We start from the raw sequence: 22,749 nt of genomic DNA, 5'->3' as shown, positions 1-22,749 counted from the left end.
TAATAACGACTCCTTAATCTGTTTCCATTAACTAAAAGATAATGAATGTTCTAAATTACGCTCATCGCAATTTTGTAGATCATGAGAATGTCTAACAAAAAATTGAATATTGCCATTCTTTTGTTTAGGCGTTGTTCCTAAGTAACCTTCAATCATGTCCAAATCATGAGATACCATTAAAAAGGTCATATGATGATGTGCATGCATATGGGTTATGAGTTCAAAAAAACTCGCCTGCGTCTGTGCATCAATCCCAACAGTAGGCTCATCCAACACAAGTAAATCGGGATGGTTAATGAGCGCTCTCGCTAGAAACGCACGCTGCTGTTGTCCACCAGAAAGTTCCCCTATCCGTTTGCCTGCAATATCCTGTATGCGCATGACTTCTAATGCATCATCACACTGTTGCTGCATGGCACGACTAACACGTCGGAAGAGTGCTTTATTGTTGTACATTCCCGAGAGCACTACTTCACGTACGGTTGCTGGAAATAGTGGATTGAAATTGTTTTTTTGCGGAACATAACCAATTCTCTCCCAGTCTTTAAACTTTTCAATGGGTTGACCGAATAAGTTAATATTCCCTTTTTCCGTAGGTAGTAGACCAACGATCATTTTCATCAAAGTAGACTTCCCAGCTCCATTTGATCCAATGATCCCAACAAAATCGCGCTCTTTCACAGCAAAATTCACGTCTGACAATACCTGCTGATTTCTATATGAGAAAGATACGTTCTCTATTTCAATGATGTTCTGATGACAATCCTGGGCCGCCAGTGACTTCACAAGTACTCCGCCCTTCTATTTAATTTCTACCTTTATTTTAAGGCTATTATTAAATTTTGCAAATTTCTATCCATTAATGTAAAATAATTTTCTTTATTCTTTTCTTGTTCTTTCGTTAATCCTTCTAGAGGATTAAGGACCATAGTCTCCACATTAGCTTCACCAGCCAGTGTCTTCGCTAATCGATCAGACACCAATTCCTCGAAAAAGATGTATTGAATATTCTCTTCCTTCACCAGCTTGGTTAACTTGATCAAATCCTGGGCACGAGGTTCTGCATCTGGGGATAATCCCATAATCGAATGCTGAGTGAGACCGTAATCACGTGTTAAATACCCGAACGCTTGATGAGAGACTACAATTTTCTTATTCGGCATCTTCGCAAGCTCCGATTCAAATCTACGGTCCAACTCCAACAATTTATCATTCAACGCTTGGTACCTTTGTTCGTATTGACCTTGATGACTTGGATCAACTTCTATGAAACTATTCTTAATATTCTCAGCCATCACGAGCGCTGATTTGGGACTCACCCACGTATGCGGATCAACATGATGTTGATCAGAATCTGTACTCTCAGTACCAGTCTCTTCACCGTGGTCATGTCCATCATCACTCTCAGATTCAATCAGTTTCACACCTTTGCTAACTTCCACAGCCTTAACTTCACTGTCTTTATCAAGAGCTTTTAGAAATCCAGGAACCCATCCTTCTAGTCCCGCACCATTATACATAAATAACTGCGCTTTCGACGTACTTACAATCTCTTGGCTTCTCGGTGTCCAATCATGAGGTTCTACACCTACTGGAAGCAGATTAATAACATTGGCATCCTCTCCCCCGATAGCTTGGGCAAACTCATAGATAGGATAGAACGTAGTCACCACATTCACTTTGCCTTCTTCCATATCAACCTTTGATGAGTTCCCACATCCGGTTATCATCATTATCAAGAGTAATACTACAATGAAGGGCGTGATCTCATAACTTAATTTTTTCATGCAAATTTCAACTCCATTCTTTTAATCGTAATCATTACCGTTAACTAATTATAGAATAGGCTAGATTCAATTGTCAACAGGAGTTCCCCAAGAACAAATTACTACACAGTCCCTTAAGGACGGGCTACCCCGTCTCTGCAGAAATATAAGAAGTAGAGTATCAAGCGAAACGTATACTTTCTTATATTTTCAAATAAAACGGTATCCCCATATGAGGATACCGTTCTCTTTTGACATCAATTTTAATCAAATTACTTTACAATAGCACCATTTGGCATATTATCTGAAACAGTCGCTAACGTTAATTGATCTCCATGTGATGCAGCTAGGATCATGCCTTGCGATAATTCTCCACGTAGCTTGACGGGTTTCAAATTAATAACACAAATCACTTTACGTCCTACTAATTCTTCAGGGGTATAAAATTTAGCAATTCCAGATACCACCTGCCGTTGCTCAAATCCTAGATCTAATTGTAGCTTCAGCAATTTATCGGCTTTCTTCACCGGTTCAGCCGCAATGACTTGAGCGACACGAAGTTCTACTTTAGCGAAATCCTCTATCCCAATTTCTTCATTGTGCTCGACAGGTTCTTGATCCTTAGCTTGCTCTAGCACTGCCGCTTCTGCCGCCTTTACTCCACCAGACATGGCCTCAGCGATATAAGCAACTTCTTGCTCCACATCTAGACGAGGGAATATAGGGTCCCCCTTCACTAATTTCGTTCCGCTTGGGAATAATCCGAAAGTCTTACCACTATCCCATGTCGTGAGTTCACCTTGTTGTAATCCAAGTTGCTCCCATATTTTAAGTGGTGCTTGGGTTACGAATGGCTGTAACAGAATCGATGCAATCCGTAGGCTTTCGACAAGATGAGTCATGACTGAAGCGAGTTCATTCACTTTAGATTCATCTTTGGCAAGAACCCAAGGCTGAGTTTCATCAATATATTTGTTACTACGACTTACAAACTGTCCAATAACAGTTAATGCAACAGAGAACTCCATATTTTCCATGGATTCTTCTACTTTGTCATAGGTCGCTTGGGCAGCTTCTTCAACCGCTTGATCAAATGGAGTTACCCCAGCTTGATATGCTGGTACAATTCCGCCAAAATATTTATCTACCATAGCTACGGTGCGATTCAATAGATTCCCTAAATCATTCGCCAGGTCAGAATTGACTCGTTCCACGAAGCTTTCAGGTGTAAATGTTCCATCTGAACCGAATGGTACTTCACGCAATAAATAGTAACGTAGAGAATCTAATCCGTACCGGCTAATCAACGTTACTGGATCTACGACGTTCCCTTTCGATTTGGACATTTTACCGTCTTTCATGAGTAACCATCCATGAGCGAACACTTTCTTCGGTAACGGTAAATCTAATGCCATTAGTATAATCGGCCAATAAATCGTATGGAAACGAACTATCTCTTTACTCATTAAGTGAACATTCGCTGGCCAATACTTATCAAATAACTCCGCATTATCTGACCCATATCCAAGAGCAGTAATATAGTTAAGCAAAGCATCAATCCATACATAGATGACATGTTTAGGATCGCTTTTAACTTTGATACCCCAGTCGTAAGTCGTACGTGATACAGCCAGGTCTTCAAGCCCAGGCTTAATGAAGTTGTTGATCATTTCATTCTTACGAGACACGGGTTGAATGAAATCAGGATTATCCTCATAATGCTTCAATAAACGATCGACATACTTACTCATCTTGAAGAAATAACTTTCTTCCTTCACACGTTCTACAGGTCTGCCGCAATCAGGACAGTTGCCATTTACAAGTTGACGTTCAAGGAAAAAAGATTCATCAGGCGTACAGTACCAACCTTCATACTCTCCCTTATAAATATCACCTTGTTGTAATAAGCGTTCAAATACATCTTGAACAACCTTCTTATGACGTTCTTCTGTGGTACGAATAAAATCATCATTAGAAATATCTAACGTTCCCCATAGTTCCTTAATCCCAGCTACAATATCGTCTACAAATTGCTGAGGGGTTTTGCCAGCTTCTGCGGCTTTACGTTCTATCTTTTGTCCATGCTCATCTGTACCGGTTAAATAACGAACATCATACCCGCGAAGCTTCTTATAACGAACCAATGCATCCCCCGCTACAGTGGTATACGCATGACCAATATGTAGCTTGTCACTTGGATAATAAATCGGAGTTGTTAAATAAAAGGTTTTCTTCTCACTCATTTTTCGTCATTCCTCTCAAAATATGGTTAGTTTGTCTGATTTGTAAACCCTAAAAATACCAAAAAACTCCCATCCCAATATGGGACGAGAGTTATCTCACGTGTTACCACCCAAATTCCCTTCACCTTTGCAGATGAGAGGCTCAATCAGTTCCGTTATGTACGGGAACTGTCCATTAACGCTGGCACACGTTGTCCCCTCACGAAGAATAACCCTTAGGTATCCTTCAAGCTCGAAAACAATTCCTCCCGGACCATATTCTGAGAAGCCACCTAGACCGGTTTACAGCTACCCCGGCTCTCTGTACTAAATGGTATTCTCATACTCATCCGTTCCTCGGAAATCAACATATATAACCCAATATACTTAAGAATGTTGTTACTTGTCAAGTCACTCCAGGTTACTCGTACAAGGCTCTCATTTCCCATCACATCTTCCGAGGAGGCACTAGATCAACCCCTCCAGGGTGAAATGGATGACACTTAGCTATTCTTTTCATAGCAAGCCAAGTCCCTTTAGCAGCCCCGTGGACCTCAATAGCTTCGAGAGAGTATGCTGAGCAAGTTGGATAAAACCGACACGTCGGAGGTTTTAATGGTGAAATGAATTTACGGTATATAATAATAGGTCCCTTTATTACTTTACGAGATAAAGCCATCTTTAACGATCTCCATTCGTACCAATGGAACCCACCTTACCATCCTCTTTTATAAGCGGCTGGCAATCTTTACAATACCCAAACACTTCGAATTTATGTTTGACCACTTGAAAATGTTCCGGAATATCAGTCAAATTCATTGGGCAAAATTCAATTGGAAGCGTCTTCTGACACTGTAAGCAAATCATATGGTGATGATGATGTTGGACTTCACTGCAATGCACTTTAAATTTTGCACCATCTTCAAAAATGATCTGCTCCAATACGCCCAGTTCCTCCATAACACGCAGGTTACGATACACCGTATCAAAGCTGAGCCCACTATATTTTTTACCCATATAATCATAAACTTCTTTTGCAGATAAAAAATCTGTTTGCTCACCAAATAACTTGGCAAGCGTCTTACGTTGGTCCGTTATACGAAGTCCTTGACCCGACATCACTTCAATAATCTGTTCTGTGGACAGCACTACGCTCACCCTCCTAAAATTTGTGAAGTAACCCTCTTACGTAATCATTACTACTATTAATTATAATGCAACAAAATGACACTATCGTCAATTATGCAACAAATAACAACTTTCTAAAGTATATTACCATTTTCCACACGCTAAGATATGACATTTGATTCTCTATTTTCATTACATCATACACATAATAAAGAGGACCTCACAGCTCGTGTGAGGTCCTCTACTTTATAATAATATGAGTGCATTACTTAGCGACTGGCAATGGTGTGAAAATAAGATTTATTGGTAAATTACTTCCTGGAGCAGCTGTGAACCAAATCTCAACGCGTTGCTCAAAGTTCCCTGTACGATAGAGTACACTCGTGTCATTAGGAGTAGCAAGTGATCCGGAAGCGCCATTACCTTCCGGTACAGCAACGATTTCTCCATTTACCAAAACCATTCCAGAATATTCTCCTCCACGTGGATTGAACGTAATGAGTGTATTCGGAGCAACTCGATTCATATTAACCTTGTACATAACTCCAAAGTTACCAAGATTGGATTCTGGTAAACCTGTCATACCATCTAATCCAGTAAGATTAGGGTCGCCCTTGTTATCCCCCAGAGAGATACGTTCAGGTTTTGTACCGACCACATCATTGTATTCAACTAAACGTGTTGCATCAGGATATGTTCCACGATTATGAACACCGTCTCTTCCTAGATCTTGTAACCAAGGTAAACTTGAAAGTGCTTCCTTGCTCACATCAATCATAATCACAGAATACTGAACAGGATCATCACTATATACATCAGCCAATAAAGAGATAACTTCCATAGGCTTCAACTTCGTTTCATTTAGCTCATTAAAGATGATTTTACTTTCACCCGGAGCAAGTGTAACATCCTGTTTCGCAGAACCATTCTTCATCGATTGGAAGTAACGTTCTACTGACAATTTACCAACTAATGTAGCATATATGTTAGGACCTGCAAACCCAGAATCCTCAATATTCACGGTTGTTGGTACCGCATTTTTATTCGTAGCGATCACATACATCTTCACATCTTTACCGACTGCATTTACGTGATGAACCATAAAGCGTGCGGCACCTGATGTAGTTTCACGATAAAGTACACCTTCAGAATAGACCGTTTCAGGGCTATTACTACGAATTAGCGTTGTAGGTTCTGAGGTCATCATATAAGGTACCTGTGGCATCGTAGGTACGAAAGATCCATCGAATCTGTATTGACTTCCTATCGGTGCGAATAATTGATAGAAATCAGATTCATTGTACAACGTTTCTCCAGTAATATTAATTGTTTTCTCAACCATTCCTACTGCACCATGTGCATCTGTGACTTTAAGTTGAATAGTTACAGGACCTGATTTGAAAAATGCCAGCTGCTTGTTCATCCATTCACGTTTCACAATCTTATTCTCATCATCCGTACTTTGTTCTGTAATGGTAATTAATTCACCAATCTTATATTCTTCTTTATCTGTCGTAAAGATAGCTACTGGTGGTAAATTAGGTGCCTTAACCTGAATCGTCAATGAATAAGGATCGCTCCATTCTCCATTACTATCCAGCACAGAGTAAGTTACTGTGTGAGGTCCAACCTCTTGGAAAATCTCTTCATTACCTTCCCATCGTTCTTCAACAATAGGTAGTCCTTTAGGGGAATAGGCTTTAGATTCATAAGTCACCGTTGTTTCTCCTGCAATGACTTCTTTCTGCTTAACAGTAAACGAAGCTACTGGTTTAGTTGAAAGGCTAAGAATGACTCTTTTCTGTACTGAATCAACAGTATAAGAAATATTGAGTGCTTGCGTAATGGATGTCAGTGGAACCATAAATACACCCTTTTGCTGGTATGCCACTCCTTTCATTACTGTCGGTACACCGTTAACGGTATATACATTACTGTTGAGCTTAAAGCGTAATTCATTACTGCCACTTATAATAACAGTCTCTTTCGTCTTACCATCATATGTAAGCTTAAGGCCAACACGATCCACCATGGAACGAACAGCCACATACGAAACGCCTTGTTTTACCATCATAGGTTGGCTTGCTGTATATAACTTTCCATTCTGATACATTTTATCACTATTCATCATCAAAATTAGGTCACCCGGGCTAGCAGAAGTCGTTTGTATACCATTAATATCGAGTGGGGAAGTTACGTCCGAAGGATTTGTTCCACTTGCTCCATCACCATATACATCTTGCGTTACTGTATTTTGCTTTACTTCTACGGAGTTATCCGCGCTTGCAGTATTGAGAAGTGCCGTCTGAGACAACGAAAACACTGCCAATATTGCCAATATTGTTATTTTCTTGAAATTCATTATTTTTCTCCTCTATCCCATTATTTCTGTATAAATATCTCATCACCATCTAATAGACGCATACAAACACAAAAAGTTGCTACACAACAGAAAATAGGAAGACTTCCCATCCTAGAGAAGCCTTCCTATAATCCATTCATACAAGTTAAACTTTTTTCCATCCTACGGTATATAGATCATTTATTGTCACTGGTAGACGTCCTTCTGGCTCTTGTAAACCCATCAGAACGGAAGCTAATGATTCTATCATTGTAGATGTATTATCATAACAACATAGATACGCAGGGACGTTCTCTATTTCATTAATATCATACGGATTACGTGTTGCAGTTACGATGAAGCGACTATGTTCCTGCTCTAACAATCGGTTTACGATAACGCTTTGTCCGATTGGAAGCACACCTCCTGCTGTATACGTTGCCATAACGATCTGAGTATATCCCTTTGCAGTACTCACAACGTCCTCAATCTCAGCTTCGGATGGTTCTGAACAAATCCTTAACTCTTTCAATTCAGACACATGCCCTTGAAGTGCTGTCCCTAATGTAAGTAAACGATTCCAACGTTCATCCATTTGATTCTCTAATGATACCTCAGGCCAAATCACCAGCAGGGATTCATCAGATTTCAATGGTAATTGTCCTTCATCTTTAACAAGTGTAATACTGTTACAAGCAATTTCAGACAATAGGCTCTTAGTTTTTTCATCTTCATTACTGATTACACCTAGTTGTTGTGCACGTCTGTGTTTCACTTCCAAAATTCTTCTTACTGAATCATCTATGATACTTTCCGAAATTCTACCGCTCGCTACAGCTTCCTTCACAGCCTCTATTGCTTCTATCTGGCAATTCAAACGATGTGAGACTAGAATACAATCAGCACCAGCCAATACAGCTTGCACTGCCCCTTCAGCTATTCCAATATTTCTTGATATGGCATGCATCTCTAAACAATCCGTCATAATAATACCCTGGAATCCCATTTCTACACGAAGTAAATCATTTAGCACTGCAGAAGACAACGTCGCAGGAATATCATTAGGTTCAATAGCTGAGAAAATAACATGTGCAGTCATAATAGCATCAATGCCCGAGTCTATCGCTTTTACGAAAGGTTGTAATTCTACCTCTTTAAGTCTAGTAATGTCATGTGCTACAACGGCGAGTCCGTGATGTGAATCCACATCTGTATCTCCATGTCCTGGAAAGTGTTTGCCAACTGCGGAGAGTCCAAGATCTTGATAAGCATTTACTACAGCCACACCATGTTCACTTACCTTCTCCGCAATTTCACCAAATGAACGTACGCCAATAATCGGATTCTTTGCATTATTGTTCACATCCAGACTAGGTGCTAGGTTCATATTAATTCCTAAGGATAATAATTGCGATGCATTCAATTGTGCAGCTTTATAAGTATATTCAGTATTATCCGCAGCTCCTAAGGCCATATTCCCTGGAATAAGATCAATACCATCTACATCAATACGAGCCACCATACCACCCTCTTGATCCGTAGAAATCCATAATGGAGGAAGACCTTCATTAGCAGCAATTTCTTGAAGAGCGATAGACAAATCAGCTACTTGTTTGACATCATTAATGTTTCTGCGGAAGTAAATAATACCACCAACGTGATAGTCTGTAATTAGAGTCTGTGCATGATCATTGAGCTCCTTAGTTGCAAAGCCACACATAAACATTTGACCGATTTTTTGTTCAAGTGACATCTTGAGTATATCCATCGTTTATCAAACCCTTTCTTAAATGACGCATCGTTGTAAGAAGATATTTTATTATAGATATGTACCTCATGCGATTAACTCTAGTTGAATACCTCTAATTATGTACGTAACGTGGAAGTTTTTCAATTATATATTTAAAAAGAAGGCACTCCTTCAAATGAAAAGGTGCCTTCTTTTTAATTTACTACAACTAATTCTTACGGCCCTCTTCAATAAGTCGATAGGCTCGTTGTATTTCTTCATCAGACGGAGATGGAACACCTTCAAGTGGATAATCTATGCCCATTGATTTCCATTTATAAATTCCCATCTGATGATAAGGTAAGATTTCGAACTTCTCAACACCATTTAATGTTCCTATAAACTGACCTAAATGGACAAGGTCTTCTTCTTGATCATGAATGCCTGGTACATATACATGCCGTATCCACATCTTGTGGCCATGTTCTGATAACCATTCCGCAGTTTTGAGCGTGCGCTCATTACTTTTCGCAGTTAATTTGATATGCTTCTCGTCATCAATGTGCTTGATATCTAATAGCACCAAATCCGTAACATCCAATAATTCTTTAATTTTGTCCGCATCGTTGAAGCCGTTACTATCTAAGGTAGTATGAAGATTCCAGCGACGCTTGACTTCCCTAAATAATTCGGCAACAAATCGAGATTGTAAACTAGGCTCTCCTCCTGAAACCGTAAGGCCGCCTCCAGAGGAACGATAGTAATTAATATATGGCTCAATCTCTGACAGCACATCTTCTACTGTCATTTCTTTGCCCTCATTCAGCTCCCATGTATCGGGATTGTGACAGTACTGACACCGCATCAGGCAACCCTGCATGAATAGGACAAAGCGGATTCCTGGACCGTCAACCGTCCCAAAGGTCTCCAAAGAATGAACATGTCCTTTGATCATATGAAGTCACCCTTTCTGTATCCGCTGACTTAAAAGTATAGTTAATATTACCTCAACCTATTACATCGAACCGTGGAATGTACGATTGATAACATCCAATTGTTGTTCACGAGACAATTTAATAAAGTTAACAGCATACCCTGAGACACGAACAGTCAACTGAGGATATTCTTCTGGGTGATCCATTGCATCAATCAATTGTTCACGGTTGAAGACATTGACGTTAAGATGGTGAGCACCGCTACCAAAGTAACCATCCATCATCGACACGAGATTAGATTTGCGCGTTTCTTCCTCTTTACCCAATGCTTTAGGTACGATTGAGAACGTATTGGAAATACCATCTAAACTATCTTCATAAGGAAGCTTGGCAACAGAAGCTAGTGAAGCTAGCGCCCCCTTCTTGTCGCGTCCATGCATTGGGTTAGCACCTGGTGCAAACGGTTCGCCCGCTTTACGTCCATCCGGTGTAGTCCCTGTTTTCTTACCATATACAACGTTAGAAGTAATCGTCAATATGGACTGAGTAGGCAATGCGTTGCGATAAGTTTTGTTCTTACGGATCATCCCCATGAACGTTTCGACCAATTCAATCGCAATGTTATCAACACGATCGTCATTGTTACCATAAGAAGGATATTCGCCTTCAATTATAAAGTCAATTGCGATTCCTTTCTCGTTACGAATCGGTTTAACAGTTGCATATTTGATAGCACTAAGTGAGTCAGCTGCCACAGATAACCCTGCAATTCCGCAAGCCATCGTGCGAAGAATATCACGATCATGCAGAGCCATTTCAATTCGTTCATATGCATATTTATCATGCATGTAGTGAATGACATTCAGAGAGTTCATATAAAGCTTAGCTAACCATTCCATCATAGGTTTGAAACGTTTCATCACTTCATCATAAGTGAGAACTTCGCCTGTAACAGCTGGGAATTCAGGTCCTACTTGTGCTCCCGATTTCTCATCTATACCACCATTGATTGCATATAACAAACATTTCGCAAGGTTGGCACGAGCACCAAAGAATTGCATTTGTTTACCGATACGCATAGCGGATACACAGCAAGCAATACCATAGTCATCACCATAGATTGGACGCATAAGATCATCATTCTCATATTGGATCGCACTAGTTTCAATGGATACTTTAGAACAATATTTCTTGAATCCTTCTGGAAGCTGTTCTGACCACAACACAGTCAAGTTAGGTTCTGGAGCTGCACCTAGGTTATACAACGTATGAAGAAAGCGGAAGCTGTTCTTCGTTACACGAGTAACACCGTTGACAGACATTCCTCCGATGGATTCTGTTACCCAAGTAGGATCTCCACTAAACAATTCATTGTAATCAGGTGTACGAAGGAACTTAACCATACGCAACTTCATAACGAAATGGTCAACCAATTCTTGTGTTTGTTCTTCTGTCAAAGTACCTGCAGCCATATCACGCTGTACATATATATCTAGAAATGAGGATACACGTCCAAGGGACATCGCAGCACCATTTTGTTCTTTAATTGCAGCTAGGTATCCGAAATACACCCACTGGAATGCTTCTTTAGCCGTCTTAGCTGGTTGAGAAATATCGAAACCATGCATTTCAGCCATTTTCTTCAGTTCAGCAAGAGCACGAATTTGTTCTGAAAGTTCCTCGCGCAGACGAATAACATCTTCGTCAATTACATCAACTTCCAGATCATTGAGTTCATTCTTCTTGTCTTGTATCAAGAAATTAATACCATAAAGTGCTACACGACGATAGTCACCAATGATTCGACCACGACCATAAGCATCAGGAAGTCCAGTAATAATACCTACTTTCCGAGCTGCTCTCATATCTGATGTATAAGCATCAAACACACCTTGGTTATGAGTCTTACGAACATCAGTAAAAGTTCTAATCACATCTTCAGAAAGTTTGAAGCCATATGCTTCACAAGCATCAATCATCATTCGAATGCCGCCTAATGGTTGAATCGAACGTTTGAATGGTTCGTCTGTTTGCACACCAACAATTTGTTCTTTGTCTTTCGCCAAGTAACCTGGATTATGTGAAGTAATTGTAGCTGGTGTATTAACATCAACATCAAGTACACCACCATTGTCACGCTCTTTTTTTGTTAAGTCTGATACAATCTGCCATAGGTCTGTAGTATCCTGTGTTGGTCCAACCAAGAATGATTCATTTCCTAGATAAGGAGTAATGTTTTTGATAATAAAGTCATTAACATTTACCTTTCTAGTCCATTTCCCTAGTTTAAAACCTTTCCAACCTGTTTGCACATTTTTCATTTCTTTTTCTGTCACCGACATCTTAATCCCTCCATCTATATATTTATATTTGTATTAGGATCATGAGTTTGAAGGTATCTCAGGTCCCTTTGGATCATAGAACGGATTAAACATTGTAACTTTTTTCACATCTCGTTCTGTGATACTGTCACAATAGAAGTCCTTCATCCTACTCATTACCCTCGGGCCTCTATCTACAATCAATTTTACTTTAAATCCTGGAAAATAACTGTGACAAATATCACTTTCTAGGTGATATTTGTCACTCTGTTTCCAAGTAAATTAAATTATGTCATATTATTCAAATCTACCGTAGAACGCATCTCTATATACATCTGCGAGTTCTGTAACTAAAGGAAGTCTAGGATTTGCTGTTGTACATTGATCTTCAAAAGCACGATCTGCCAAGTATTCAACGCCAGATTCGAATTCCTTAGGATCAAAACCCAGTTGTTGGAACGATTCTTCGATACCCAACGTTTTGTTCATCTTACGAATGGCGTTGATCAAGCTATTCACGCCTTCTTCAGTCGTACGTGCAGGCAATCCAAGAATGCGTGCAATTTCAGCATAACGCTCGTCAGCTACAAAGTGTGAATATTTAGGGAACGAAGCAAACTTGGTTGGTTTCTTCGCATTATAACGAATAACGTGAGGCATCAGAATCGCATTTGTACGACCGTGAGCTGTGTGATATTTACCGCCCCATTTATGAGCTAAGCTGTGGTTAATTCCTAGGAATGCATTAGCAAATGCCATACCTGCAATTGTCGATGCATTATGCATTTTCTCACGAGCTAATTTATCGCCTTCTAACGCAGACTTCTCAAGATATTGGAACACTAATTGGATTGCTTTAATAGCAAGACCATCTGTGTAATCATTTGCCATAACGGATACATAAGCTTCGATTGCATGTGTCAATACGTCCATACCTGTATCAGCTACAGCTACGCGTGGTAGAGAGTATACGAACTCAGGGTCAATAATTGCCACGTCAGGTGTTAATTCATAATCAGCAAGTGGATACTTGGTGTTACCATGATTTTTATCCGTAATAACTGCGAAAGAAGTAACTTCAGAACCTGTACCCGATGTTGTTGGTATAGCTACAAATTTAGCTTTTTGACCTAGACGTGGATATTTGTAAATACGTTTGCGGATATCCATGAATTTTTGTTTCAATGCATTAAAGTCTGTATCAGGATACTCATAGAATAACCACATGGCTTTGGCTGCATCCATTGGAGATCCACCGCCCAGTGCAATAATACAGTCAGGATTGAATCTATTCATCATAGCGGTACCACGATCTACTGTATCAGTCGAAGGATCCGGCTCTACTTCAGAGAACACTTCGATAGCAACTGGTATCTGACGTTGACGAAGGTAATGTTCTACTTTTTCAACATATCCTAACTTCACCATCATAGGGTCTGTAATAATAGCTACACGAGTAATATCAGGCATTTTAGCAAGATATTGTGTTGATCCCTTTTCAAAATAGACTTTATTGGGAACTTTGAACCATTGCATATTCACGGTACGACGAGCCACCCTTTTCACATTGACCAAGTTAACTGCACCCACGTTGGTAGAAACCGAGTTACGACCATAAGATCCACAACCAAGTGTCAATGATGGTAAATTTGTATTATAGATATCACCAATTGCTCCGTGTGTCGAAGGAGAATTCACAATAATCCGTCCTGTTTTTAGGCGTTCAGAGAACTGCATGATAACTTCTTCATTATTCGAGTGAATAACGGATGAGTGACCCATACCACCAAACTCAACAACTTCAGCCGCACGAGCGATCCCTTGTTTAGCGTCTTTCACTTTATAGCAAGCTAGTACAGGACTCAATTTCTCAGCAGATAAAGGATATTTCGTACCTACACCTTCAATTTCAGCCACTAGAATCTTCGTTCCTGCCGGAACTTTAATGCCAGACATTTCAGCAATCTTCACTGCAGACTGACCCACAATGACAGGATTAACTGCACATTTCTCTACGTTCATAGCGCCAGCTGTCAATTTAGCAGCTTCTTCTTTGTTTACAAAGTAACAACCATTTGCGATCATTTTTTTCTTCACTTGTTCGAAAATAGGTTCTTCAATAATAACGGCTTGTTCAGAAGCACAAATCATACCATTGTCAAACGATTTAGAAAGAATAAGGTCGGTGACCGCTTGATCGATATCTGCACTCTTTTCAATAAAGCAAGGAACGTTACCAGGTCCTACACCAAGTGCTGGCTTACCACAACTGTATGCTGCTTTAACCATTGCCGATCCGCCCGTTGCTAAGATAAGAGCAACACCTGGATGATTCATTAGAACGTTTGTTTTGTCCATTGTAGGTTCTTCTATCCATTGAATACAGTTAGCTGGTGCACCGCTCTTCACCGCAGCTTCTACAAGAATCCTAGCTGCTTCGCTACTACACTTTTGTGCTGATGGATGAAAACCAAAGATGATTGGGTTACGAGTCTTAATGGAGATGAGTGCTTTAAACATCGTAGTTGAAGTAGGATTAGTTACCGGTGTAATCCCCATAACAGTACCAACTGGCTCAGCAATTTTTTGGAAGTTTTCATATTCATTATCTTCAATCACACCCACAGTTTTATCATACTTAATGCTGTGGTAAATGTACTCTGTTGAGAACATGTTCTTCGTGATCTTATCTTCATATACGCCTCTTCCTGTTTCTTCCACTGCTAACTTCGCCAGGTACATATGTTGATCCAAACCCGCTAGTGCCATAGCTTGAACAATTTTATCAATTTGTTCTTGATTCATTTCCATGAACGCTGCCTGAGCAATATCCGCTTTGTCAATCAAGGACTGAATGTATTCCTCTGCTCCTTGTTTCTTCTCCTGGACTACCTCGTTTTTAACTGCCATTCCACTCATCTCCCATGTGAATATTTGTTTATCTACTTCTTGAATTCATCATAACACATTCATCAAATGATTAATAGTGAAAAGTTTCACAATCTTTATATTTCTTTTATTTATTTACAAAAGCGCTTTCATTTATAATAACTATTTTACTATATACACTATAAATAATAACCCCTTTTCTTCATATCAACATAAAATCAACGATAAAAAGTGAAATTTATCACAATGTTTTTAAATTTGCCACTTATCGACGTATTATTCCTCCCACAAATGTGATTTTTAACGTTATAATTAGTTTAAAATTTACCGAAAATTAAAGATAAGGGGATAACGACCATGAGTGAACATCTAAATGTTATTAAGGAACATGGAAATACAAATTGCTTTTCTGAATCGAACTTTAACCGTCTACTCGTTAGTATGAAGGATCGTATTGTTCCAGAAGGATCACACCTTTTTTGGGAGGGTGATGTATCTGATAAGTTATTCTATATTAAACGCGGACGCATAAAATTAACCAAATCTACTGATGAAGGCAAAGAGCTTATACTATATATGTATCAAACAGGAGATATGGTAGGTCAAGCTGATCCATTCTTTAGTACCAAACATAGCTTCAATGCTGAAGTTCTAGAAGAGAGCGAGATCGGAGTCATAGAACATAAAGATTTAGAAATATTGATCTGTCAGCATTGTGAATTCGCAATTGATTTCATGAAATGGATGGGTATTCACCATCGTCTAACACAGACGAAATTCCGGGATTTGATGCTGTATGGTAAACCAGGTGCTCTTTGCTCCACTTTAATCCGGCTAGGTAACACTTATGGCGAGGAGCAAGGTGACAACATTCTCATAAACAAAAAAATTACACATACTGATTTATCCAACATGATTGGCGCTACTCGTGAAAGTGTCAATCGCATGCTCAGTGATCTTCGTAAAAAGGACGCTGTTGAATATGATAGCGGAATGATCGTAATTAAAGATCTTGCGATGCTCCAAGAGATCTGCCACTGCGAGTTTTGTCCAAATGAAATTTGCCGGATCTAGTGAGATTCTTATTGAACGAACAAAAGGAGCTGTATCGAATATTCGATACAGCTCCTTCTTTCTCTAATAAAACTCCAATGCTACTTTATTATTTCCTAATAAACCGGTGATTATTTCTTATTTCTCCGAACGGGGGAAATCACCCAATATGTCATACCAACGAACAGACCTCCGCCAACAATATTACCTAAAGTAACAGGGATCATATTGTGTAACCATCCAGCAATGGATATTGTTTCTGGGTGATTCGGTAGTAAGGTAGCGATACTTAATAATGTCATGTTAGCCACACTATGCTCATAACCACTCGCAATAAATGCAAATAGACACCACCAAATGAGGATTAACCTAGCGACTTCTTCCTTTGCCCGCATGGACATCCAAATAGCTAGACATACCAACCAGTTACAAAGAATACCGCGAAAAAACAGTTCCATTACGGGTAGGCTCATCTTTTTAGCTGCTGCTGCAAAGAGAAGATGCTCAGCAGGTATCCCCTTGAACAGACCCGCACCTAGAATTAATAAGCTTAGTACAATAGCCCCTAGTACATTACCTATAAAAACAATACTCCAGTTCTTGAGTGTATCCTTTACCGTTGTTCTTCCTGCTAATGTACTCATCGTAAAAAACATATTATTACCCGTAAATAACTCTGATCCTGCAAATATGACTAACGTCAGTGCGATTCCAAATGATCCTCCCATAATGAGTGATTGAAATGGAGACTTGATCGCAGCTAATGGGGCACCTAATGAGAAAATTAGGATAATCCCAATTCCCACATAGGCACCCGCTAAGGCAGCTGCTATTGTATAGCGAAGTAGACTCTCATTCATCTTTTCTTTTTTCTTAACCGCCGACTCCACTATGGTCTCTACACTTTGCGTATACAAGCAGACCGCCTCCTGAAATTGTCTAATTCGTTATTTCTTGTTATCATGCGCTAGAATGTTATGCACAAAAACCAACTTGAATTTCTTCATTCTTCACAATAACAGGGTATGTTGCGACTTGCCCTGTATCTGGTGCTTGCACTGCTCCGTTCGTTAGATCAATCTTCCAGTCATATAAGGGATCATAGATATAATGGCCAGATACGATTGCTTCGGCCAATGGCCCTCCCTTAGGATGTGGAGACTTGTTCTCCAAAGCGTATACATTCCCATCCGAAGTGCGGAATATAGCAATCTCCTGACCTTCAATGATCACAACGCGACCCACTTGTACTAAACATTCGTCAATCGACCCAATAGAATAATAATTTGTTGTCAATTCCATTTGAACTCTTCCCCTTTCCATTCAACATACAATTAGGTTATTCCACTGAAATGGCAGATTTATGATCTTCAAACAGTGCTCTACGTGTTTTGTCATCATTAAGCATCTTTTTCCATGGTTCTTCTACCTGTTGAAGAGCAATTTCAATTCGATTAACGAGCTCTTTACGGTTATCTAGATTATCCACTATCACAGATTGAATCTGTTCAAGGCTTATCCGTTCGACCCATTCCGAAGTTCTCTCCAAATATTTACCTGTTTCACGATAATACTGCATAATTGCTCCACAAATCTCAATCAATTCTTCATCCGTTTTAACCTTACAAAAGCTATCAGCAATGCGAGACTTAATTCCTCCATTACCTCCGATAAAGATTTCCCATCCTCCATCATTTCCGACGATACCGATATCCTTGGTACATGCTTCTGCACAGTTACGCGGACAACCATTCACAGCATATTTAAATTTAGCAGGTAAGTCGAGACGCTCGAATTTACGTTCTAAAAGTTCTCCCATTGCCATGGAATCTTGTGTACCGAATCGACAGAACTGGGAACCCACACACGTTTTGACGGTGCGTAGCGATTTGGCATAAGCATAACCTGAAGGCATATCAAGTTCTTCCCATACTTTAGGTAAGTCTTCCTTCTTGACTCCAATCAGAGCTAGCCTTTGTCCGCCCGTCACCTTAACGACCTTAACATCATATTTCAAGGAAACATCAGCGATTTTCTTAAGATCTTCTGGTGTCGTAATACCGCCATACATCCGAGGAACAACTGTGTAAGTCCCGTCTTTTTGAATATTTGCGTTCATTCGTTCGTTAACAAAACGTGACTCTTTCTCATCTTCATAACTCTCTGGATAAATCATGCCTAAGTAATAGTTGATTGCCGGACGGCATTTCGAGCAGCCTTCCGCGTTACTCCACCCAAGTACATTCATTACTTCACGTGTCGTTGTCAAGCCTTTCGCCGTAATCTCTGCTACTACCTCATCCCGATCACGCGAAGTACAACCACATATCCCTTGTTTCGAAGCGACCTTGAAGCCATCCCCAAGGACATACTGCAATATTTGTTCAACAACGGGTTTACATCCTCCACACGAACGGGTTGCACCAGTACAAGCTTTAATTTCATCTACCGTCGTTAACCCCTGATCCGTAATAACATCGACAATTGTTTTCTTAGTTACCCCATTACATCCACACACAATCTCATCATCAGACATTGTTTCTACAGAGGATTGTTTCTTAGCACCACCACCGCAGCATCCTGTACCCATGACTGTATTATAAATATCATCTGTCATTTCAGATTGTTGTTTAATCAATCTCTGGAGATTGGAAGACTCTGTTACATCTCCGAACAATACAGCTCCAGCAATGACATTGTCACGCAAAAGAACTTTCTTATAGGTTCGTTTCCACTCGTCTTTAGCAGCAATCACGGTATGTTCCGGTCCTTCAACAAACTCACCTGCTGAGAATACATCAACTCCAGAAATTTTGAGCTTGGTTGCCACAATAGAACCTTCATAAGGTAAAGTATCTACTCCGCATATATGCTTAGCCAACACGTGTCCTTGTTCAAATAACGGAGCTACGAGCCCATAACATACTCCCCGATGTTGCGTACACTCACCAACAGAATATACACCTTCAAATGAAGTACGCATATAATCATCTACAACAATACCTCTTTCTACTTCCATACCACTATTTTTCGCAAGTGCTATGTTGGGTTTAATCCCCACTGCCATAACAACAAGCTCCGCATCTAATACGCTACCATCGCTAAACTGTAGTCCACTTACTCGATCTCCCCCTATAAGTTCAGAGGTTTGTTTGCCCATAGCGAATTTAATGCCTTGACGTTCCAATTCCGCTTGTAACATTGACGAAGCGCTGTGATCCAGTTGTCGTTCCATAATATCTTCCATCAAATGGACTACCGTTACATCCATACCCAAATTCACAAGTCCCTTAGCAGCTTCTAATCCTAATAATCCGCCACCAATAACCGCAGCCTTATTATATTTCCGAGACGCATCTAGCATTTGGTTACAGTCACTAATATCTCTAAACCCTACTACACCTTCCTTATCACTACCAGGAATTGGTAGAATGAATGGATTAGATCCTGTCGCGATAATGATCTTATCGTAACATTCCGTCATCCCATTGTCCGTTGTGACTTTCTTGTTTATCGCATCAATATGCGTCACCGTTGTTGTCGTATGCAGCGTAATTCGATTATCTTTATACCAGTTCCAGTCGTTCAAGACAATATCTTCGACCGTCTTGCTACCTTCCAGAACATAGGAGAGCATAATTCGATTGTAGTTAGGATGTGGCTCACTACCAAATACCGTAATATCAAATGAATCGCTTAGTTTCAGAATTTGTTCAACTGTACTTATACCAGCCATACCATTACCGATAACCACTAGCTTCTCTCTTTTTGATTTTTGCATATTAGAAAGCCTCCTTCTCTGCCTTGCCTTATATTAAGAAGTGTATCACCTGCAAATATTTCTTTTTGTGATTTCATTCACATTATTTGTGAATAAAATCACAAATAAGTTCACAATTTTATAAAATACGTGAACATTCTTAATCGTATTGAGGTTGACTAATTGAATAGCGCAAAAAGAATAGAATCAAAACGATCGATTCTATTCATACACACCCTCACTTAGCCTTGAAAACGTGGGAACAAAATGTTGTTCTCCAAATGCACATGTTCAAATGTCATTCGTTCAAGCTCAGCTAGTCTTTCATACGTTATACGATACGTAGTGCAAGCATTCGCAGGAGGCGTGAAATCATTCGTGATCGCCCTGATCTCTTTTAGTATATTACCCGCTTGGTCATGCTCATCCTCTAATAACTGAATCGAATCATAAAGCTCTTGGTGAGAAGATGTTTCAATGGATTGATCTTGGGCAACCATCCGTGGAAAAATTTGTTCTTCTTCATTCGTGGTATGTTCAAGTAACTCATCCTTAAGTTTTGTATACAGAACATACAATTGTCCCAAATGAAGATCATGCTCACCATGAACTCTGTTAACCCTCGCAACATTCTTATAAACTTCAGGAAGCTCAGCACGTAAGTAATCGTGGTGTTTACTTACTATATATTGAATCAAAGATTGCGAGTCCATTTCCACGAAACGGTTCATTGCCTCATTATCTTCATTTAGACCCGCATGGTTAGCAGCCAGATGATGTAATGCTTCTAGTACTTCATCAATATCCAGACCTCTCTCTTGCACGGCATCCACGAGTGGACGTTTACCGCCACAACAGAAATCAATCTTATGATCTCGGAAATAGTCACTCGCTTTTGGAAACTTTATAACAATATCACTTACGATATGATTAGCACTAAAAACAAGGGGTTCACTTGACATTCTTAAATTCCTCCTAGGTATCTTTTCTTGATCTACCTATTCAGGCTACACCTAGGAGGACGATCGGCTTGTGATTGTAATCACGAAATGTATATTTAATCTATGAATTATTCAACTCCATTGTGACTTCATCCTGAGGCTTAAGTTTCATATCCAGTCCATTAGCATTTAGTAGTTTATTATTAACTTTAAGTACCCACTTCTCATTAACTTTTGGGTTATACCCTTGTACCATCTTGATCATTTTATTATTATCACTTAAGACCACAATTCCACTTTGTTTCAATAAATCTCTAATAACCACTTCATTTGTATATGGACCTACATACGAATGAGTAAGTTCTGGTTGCAGCCTACCACCATTCACCGTCACAATGATGATATCTACGTTCTTTGTGTTGTTTGAAGAAAGGACTTCTATCGAAATAACATCATTATTATTCACATTTGTGTCCCAGTCGCCAACGTCTAGACGATCTCCATTGATACTGATAGCCCATTGTAGTGTGGGATCTAGCGTTACCCCGCGAATGGACTGTATACTTGCTCCTGCCGGCGAAAGTTCTGTAATTCTGCTATTCACTAATGCTTCTCTAATGGATAAGCCCGGAACGATATTATCTTCTAACCTTTGAACATCACTTGATGATAAAAAACTACCTTCTACTTCTATTGAAATTCCGGTTGAATCATTCGTGGATTTAACATCCGAAGCAAGCTCTGATGACAACGAATTCGAACCACATCCCGCAGTCATGATTGCCATTAATATAGCCAATATTCCTAACCCTGATTTTGTTATTCTCATCTGTGCACCACCCCACAATAGATCTCATTATCTATTATACCTTGGAAATCAGATGAGTGAAAACGCAATCAATTGATTAACGCTTCCATGAATGTTCTACATCCATTACTATTTTTGATATAAGGGCCAATCCCCTGAAAATTTGCTTGATTAATATATACACCCGTCATCCATGTCCCTTTCAACGGAATGCCTTCAGATTGGATCAATAAAGAGGGAGCAGAAATTAATTCTTGGTAGATAGGAACTCTCGTTTTGTGTTTTTTATAGGGTTTGCCGAGTTCGATAAGAGGAGTAACGCTCATATAGGTAGGTACGAAATACGAAGAAATTGTCTCTAATTCTTCTTTATTATAAAAGGCTTCTTGACCCAAAAAGGGGTGAAGTAGAATGATCTTTTCAAATTGAGACCATATCATGATTTGTAGAATCATGCTTTGTAATTGGGCATTTGGCAAATACGCTTGTTCCGAATTGGGATCAACGTCTGTTTGCCATTCATACCCGATACACTTCCAGCCTTTTGGGCCTTGAATCCATTTTTGAAAAACACCTTGATTCGTTATGCTTTGAGTACAAGTAGAATTGTGATCATCTGGACCACTACTTACCAACTGAGGTAAATAACGACGGAGCATAGCTAACGCTTTATCGTAGACATTTTGAACTTTAATCGAAGCATTCTCAAGTTCAGCTATATCTTCTTTACCATATACGACTTCTTGGGCGGGCACTATTTCTCGCAATTCATTCCCTCCTTCAATACGCATAATTCATTTTTCCCCAATTATACTACAAATGCCTTCATATGGTGCATGGCAAGTGTTATGTAGAA

The 22,749-nt window shown here is 39.6% G+C and carries 17 protein-coding genes and 1 other annotated feature; of the genes, 1 reads left to right on the top strand and 16 read right to left on the bottom strand.

The genetic code is table 11. The annotated features are described in order from the left end of the window. Positions 1–27: 27 nt before the first annotated feature. The 10 genes from PGLA_RS05520 to adhE all read right to left on the bottom strand — a co-directional run bounded on the left by PGLA_RS05520 (position 28) and on the right by adhE (position 15,352). Positions 28–786, bottom strand: coding sequence for a metal ABC transporter ATP-binding protein (locus tag PGLA_RS05520; protein WP_068529956.1), 759 nt, complete (start codon positions 784–786; stop codon positions 28–30). A 32-nt stretch (positions 787–818) separates the two neighbouring features. After that, positions 819–1,787 (bottom strand): metal ABC transporter substrate-binding protein, encoded by a 969-nt coding sequence (locus PGLA_RS05515; protein WP_068529953.1) that lies wholly within the window; start codon positions 1,785–1,787, stop codon positions 819–821. A gap of 251 nt (positions 1,788–2,038) precedes the next feature. After that, complete coding sequence (metG, locus tag PGLA_RS05510) at positions 2,039–4,009, bottom strand: methionine--tRNA ligase (RefSeq protein ID WP_068529951.1); 1,971 nt, start codon at positions 4,007–4,009, stop codon at positions 2,039–2,041. A 77-nt stretch (positions 4,010–4,086) separates the two neighbouring features. Beyond that, positions 4,087–4,355 (bottom strand) — a binding site (T-box leader). 81 nt (positions 4,356–4,436) lie between these two features. Then, on the bottom strand, positions 4,437–4,667 hold the full coding sequence (gene yidD, locus PGLA_RS05505) for a membrane protein insertion efficiency factor YidD (RefSeq protein WP_068529947.1): 231 nt from the start codon (positions 4,665–4,667) through the stop codon (positions 4,437–4,439). A gap of 2 nt (positions 4,668–4,669) precedes the next feature. After that, the gene (locus tag PGLA_RS05500; protein WP_068529945.1) at positions 4,670–5,137 is read right to left on the bottom strand and encodes a Fur family transcriptional regulator; all 468 of its coding nucleotides are present in this window, start codon (positions 5,135–5,137) and stop codon (positions 4,670–4,672) included. 244 nt (positions 5,138–5,381) lie between these two features. Then, the gene (locus tag PGLA_RS05495) at positions 5,382–7,478 is read right to left on the bottom strand and encodes a copper amine oxidase N-terminal domain-containing protein (RefSeq protein ID WP_068529943.1); all 2,097 of its coding nucleotides are present in this window, start codon (positions 7,476–7,478) and stop codon (positions 5,382–5,384) included. Positions 7,479–7,623: 145 nt separating this feature from the next. Next, a complete protein-coding gene (locus PGLA_RS05490) occupies positions 7,624–9,225 on the bottom strand; it encodes a glycoside hydrolase family 3 protein (RefSeq protein ID WP_068529941.1) in 1,602 nt (533 codons plus the stop codon). Positions 9,226–9,415: 190 nt separating this feature from the next. Beyond that, complete coding sequence (gene pflA / locus PGLA_RS05485; RefSeq protein WP_068529939.1) at positions 9,416–10,141, bottom strand: pyruvate formate-lyase-activating protein; 726 nt, start codon at positions 10,139–10,141, stop codon at positions 9,416–9,418. A gap of 60 nt (positions 10,142–10,201) precedes the next feature. After that, positions 10,202–12,463 (bottom strand): formate C-acetyltransferase, encoded by a 2,262-nt coding sequence (pflB, locus tag PGLA_RS05480; RefSeq protein ID WP_068529935.1) that lies wholly within the window; start codon positions 12,461–12,463, stop codon positions 10,202–10,204. Between the two features lie 276 nt (positions 12,464–12,739). Next, positions 12,740–15,352, bottom strand: coding sequence for a bifunctional acetaldehyde-CoA/alcohol dehydrogenase (adhE, locus tag PGLA_RS05475; RefSeq protein ID WP_068529933.1), 2,613 nt, complete (start codon positions 15,350–15,352; stop codon positions 12,740–12,742). Between the two features lie 336 nt (positions 15,353–15,688). On the opposite strand from adhE, the gene PGLA_RS05470 reads away from it, so the two are divergent. After that, positions 15,689–16,405, top strand: a complete 717-nt coding sequence (locus PGLA_RS05470) for a Crp/Fnr family transcriptional regulator (protein ID WP_068529931.1) — start codon at positions 15,689–15,691, stop codon at positions 16,403–16,405. Between the two features lie 110 nt (positions 16,406–16,515). Here PGLA_RS05470 and PGLA_RS05465 read toward each other — a convergent pair whose 3' ends face one another. From PGLA_RS05465 to PGLA_RS05440, 6 genes are all read right to left on the bottom strand, one after another. Further along, positions 16,516–17,301: a formate/nitrite transporter family protein gene (locus PGLA_RS05465; RefSeq protein WP_068529929.1), complete on the bottom strand. Its 786-nt coding sequence runs from the start codon at positions 17,299–17,301 to the stop codon at positions 16,516–16,518. A gap of 58 nt (positions 17,302–17,359) precedes the next feature. Then, positions 17,360–17,686, bottom strand: a complete 327-nt coding sequence (gene nirD / locus PGLA_RS05460) for a nitrite reductase small subunit NirD (protein WP_068529926.1) — start codon at positions 17,684–17,686, stop codon at positions 17,360–17,362. A 37-nt stretch (positions 17,687–17,723) separates the two neighbouring features. Continuing rightward, positions 17,724–20,165 carry a nitrite reductase large subunit NirB gene (gene nirB / locus PGLA_RS05455; protein ID WP_068529924.1) on the bottom strand — a complete coding sequence of 814 codons (2,442 nt, stop codon included), beginning with the start codon at positions 20,163–20,165 and terminating at the stop codon, positions 17,724–17,726. Positions 20,166–20,386: 221 nt separating this feature from the next. Further along, entirely contained in the window at positions 20,387–21,106 is a 720-nt protein-coding gene (gene ric / locus PGLA_RS05450; RefSeq protein WP_068529912.1) for an iron-sulfur cluster repair di-iron protein, read from the bottom strand. A gap of 100 nt (positions 21,107–21,206) precedes the next feature. Continuing rightward, entirely contained in the window at positions 21,207–21,914 is a 708-nt protein-coding gene (locus PGLA_RS05445; protein ID WP_068529908.1) for a DUF4430 domain-containing protein, read from the bottom strand. Between the two features lie 68 nt (positions 21,915–21,982). Continuing rightward, complete coding sequence (locus PGLA_RS05440; RefSeq protein WP_145939488.1) at positions 21,983–22,660, bottom strand: hypothetical protein; 678 nt, start codon at positions 22,658–22,660, stop codon at positions 21,983–21,985. Positions 22,661–22,749: the final 89 nt, after the last annotated feature.

The organism is Paenibacillus glacialis (assembly GCF_001637205.1).
GTDB lineage: Bacteria > Bacillota > Bacilli > Paenibacillales > Paenibacillaceae > Paenibacillus_AQ > Paenibacillus_AQ glacialis.
This window is presented reverse-complemented; position numbering and strand designations above follow the sequence as displayed.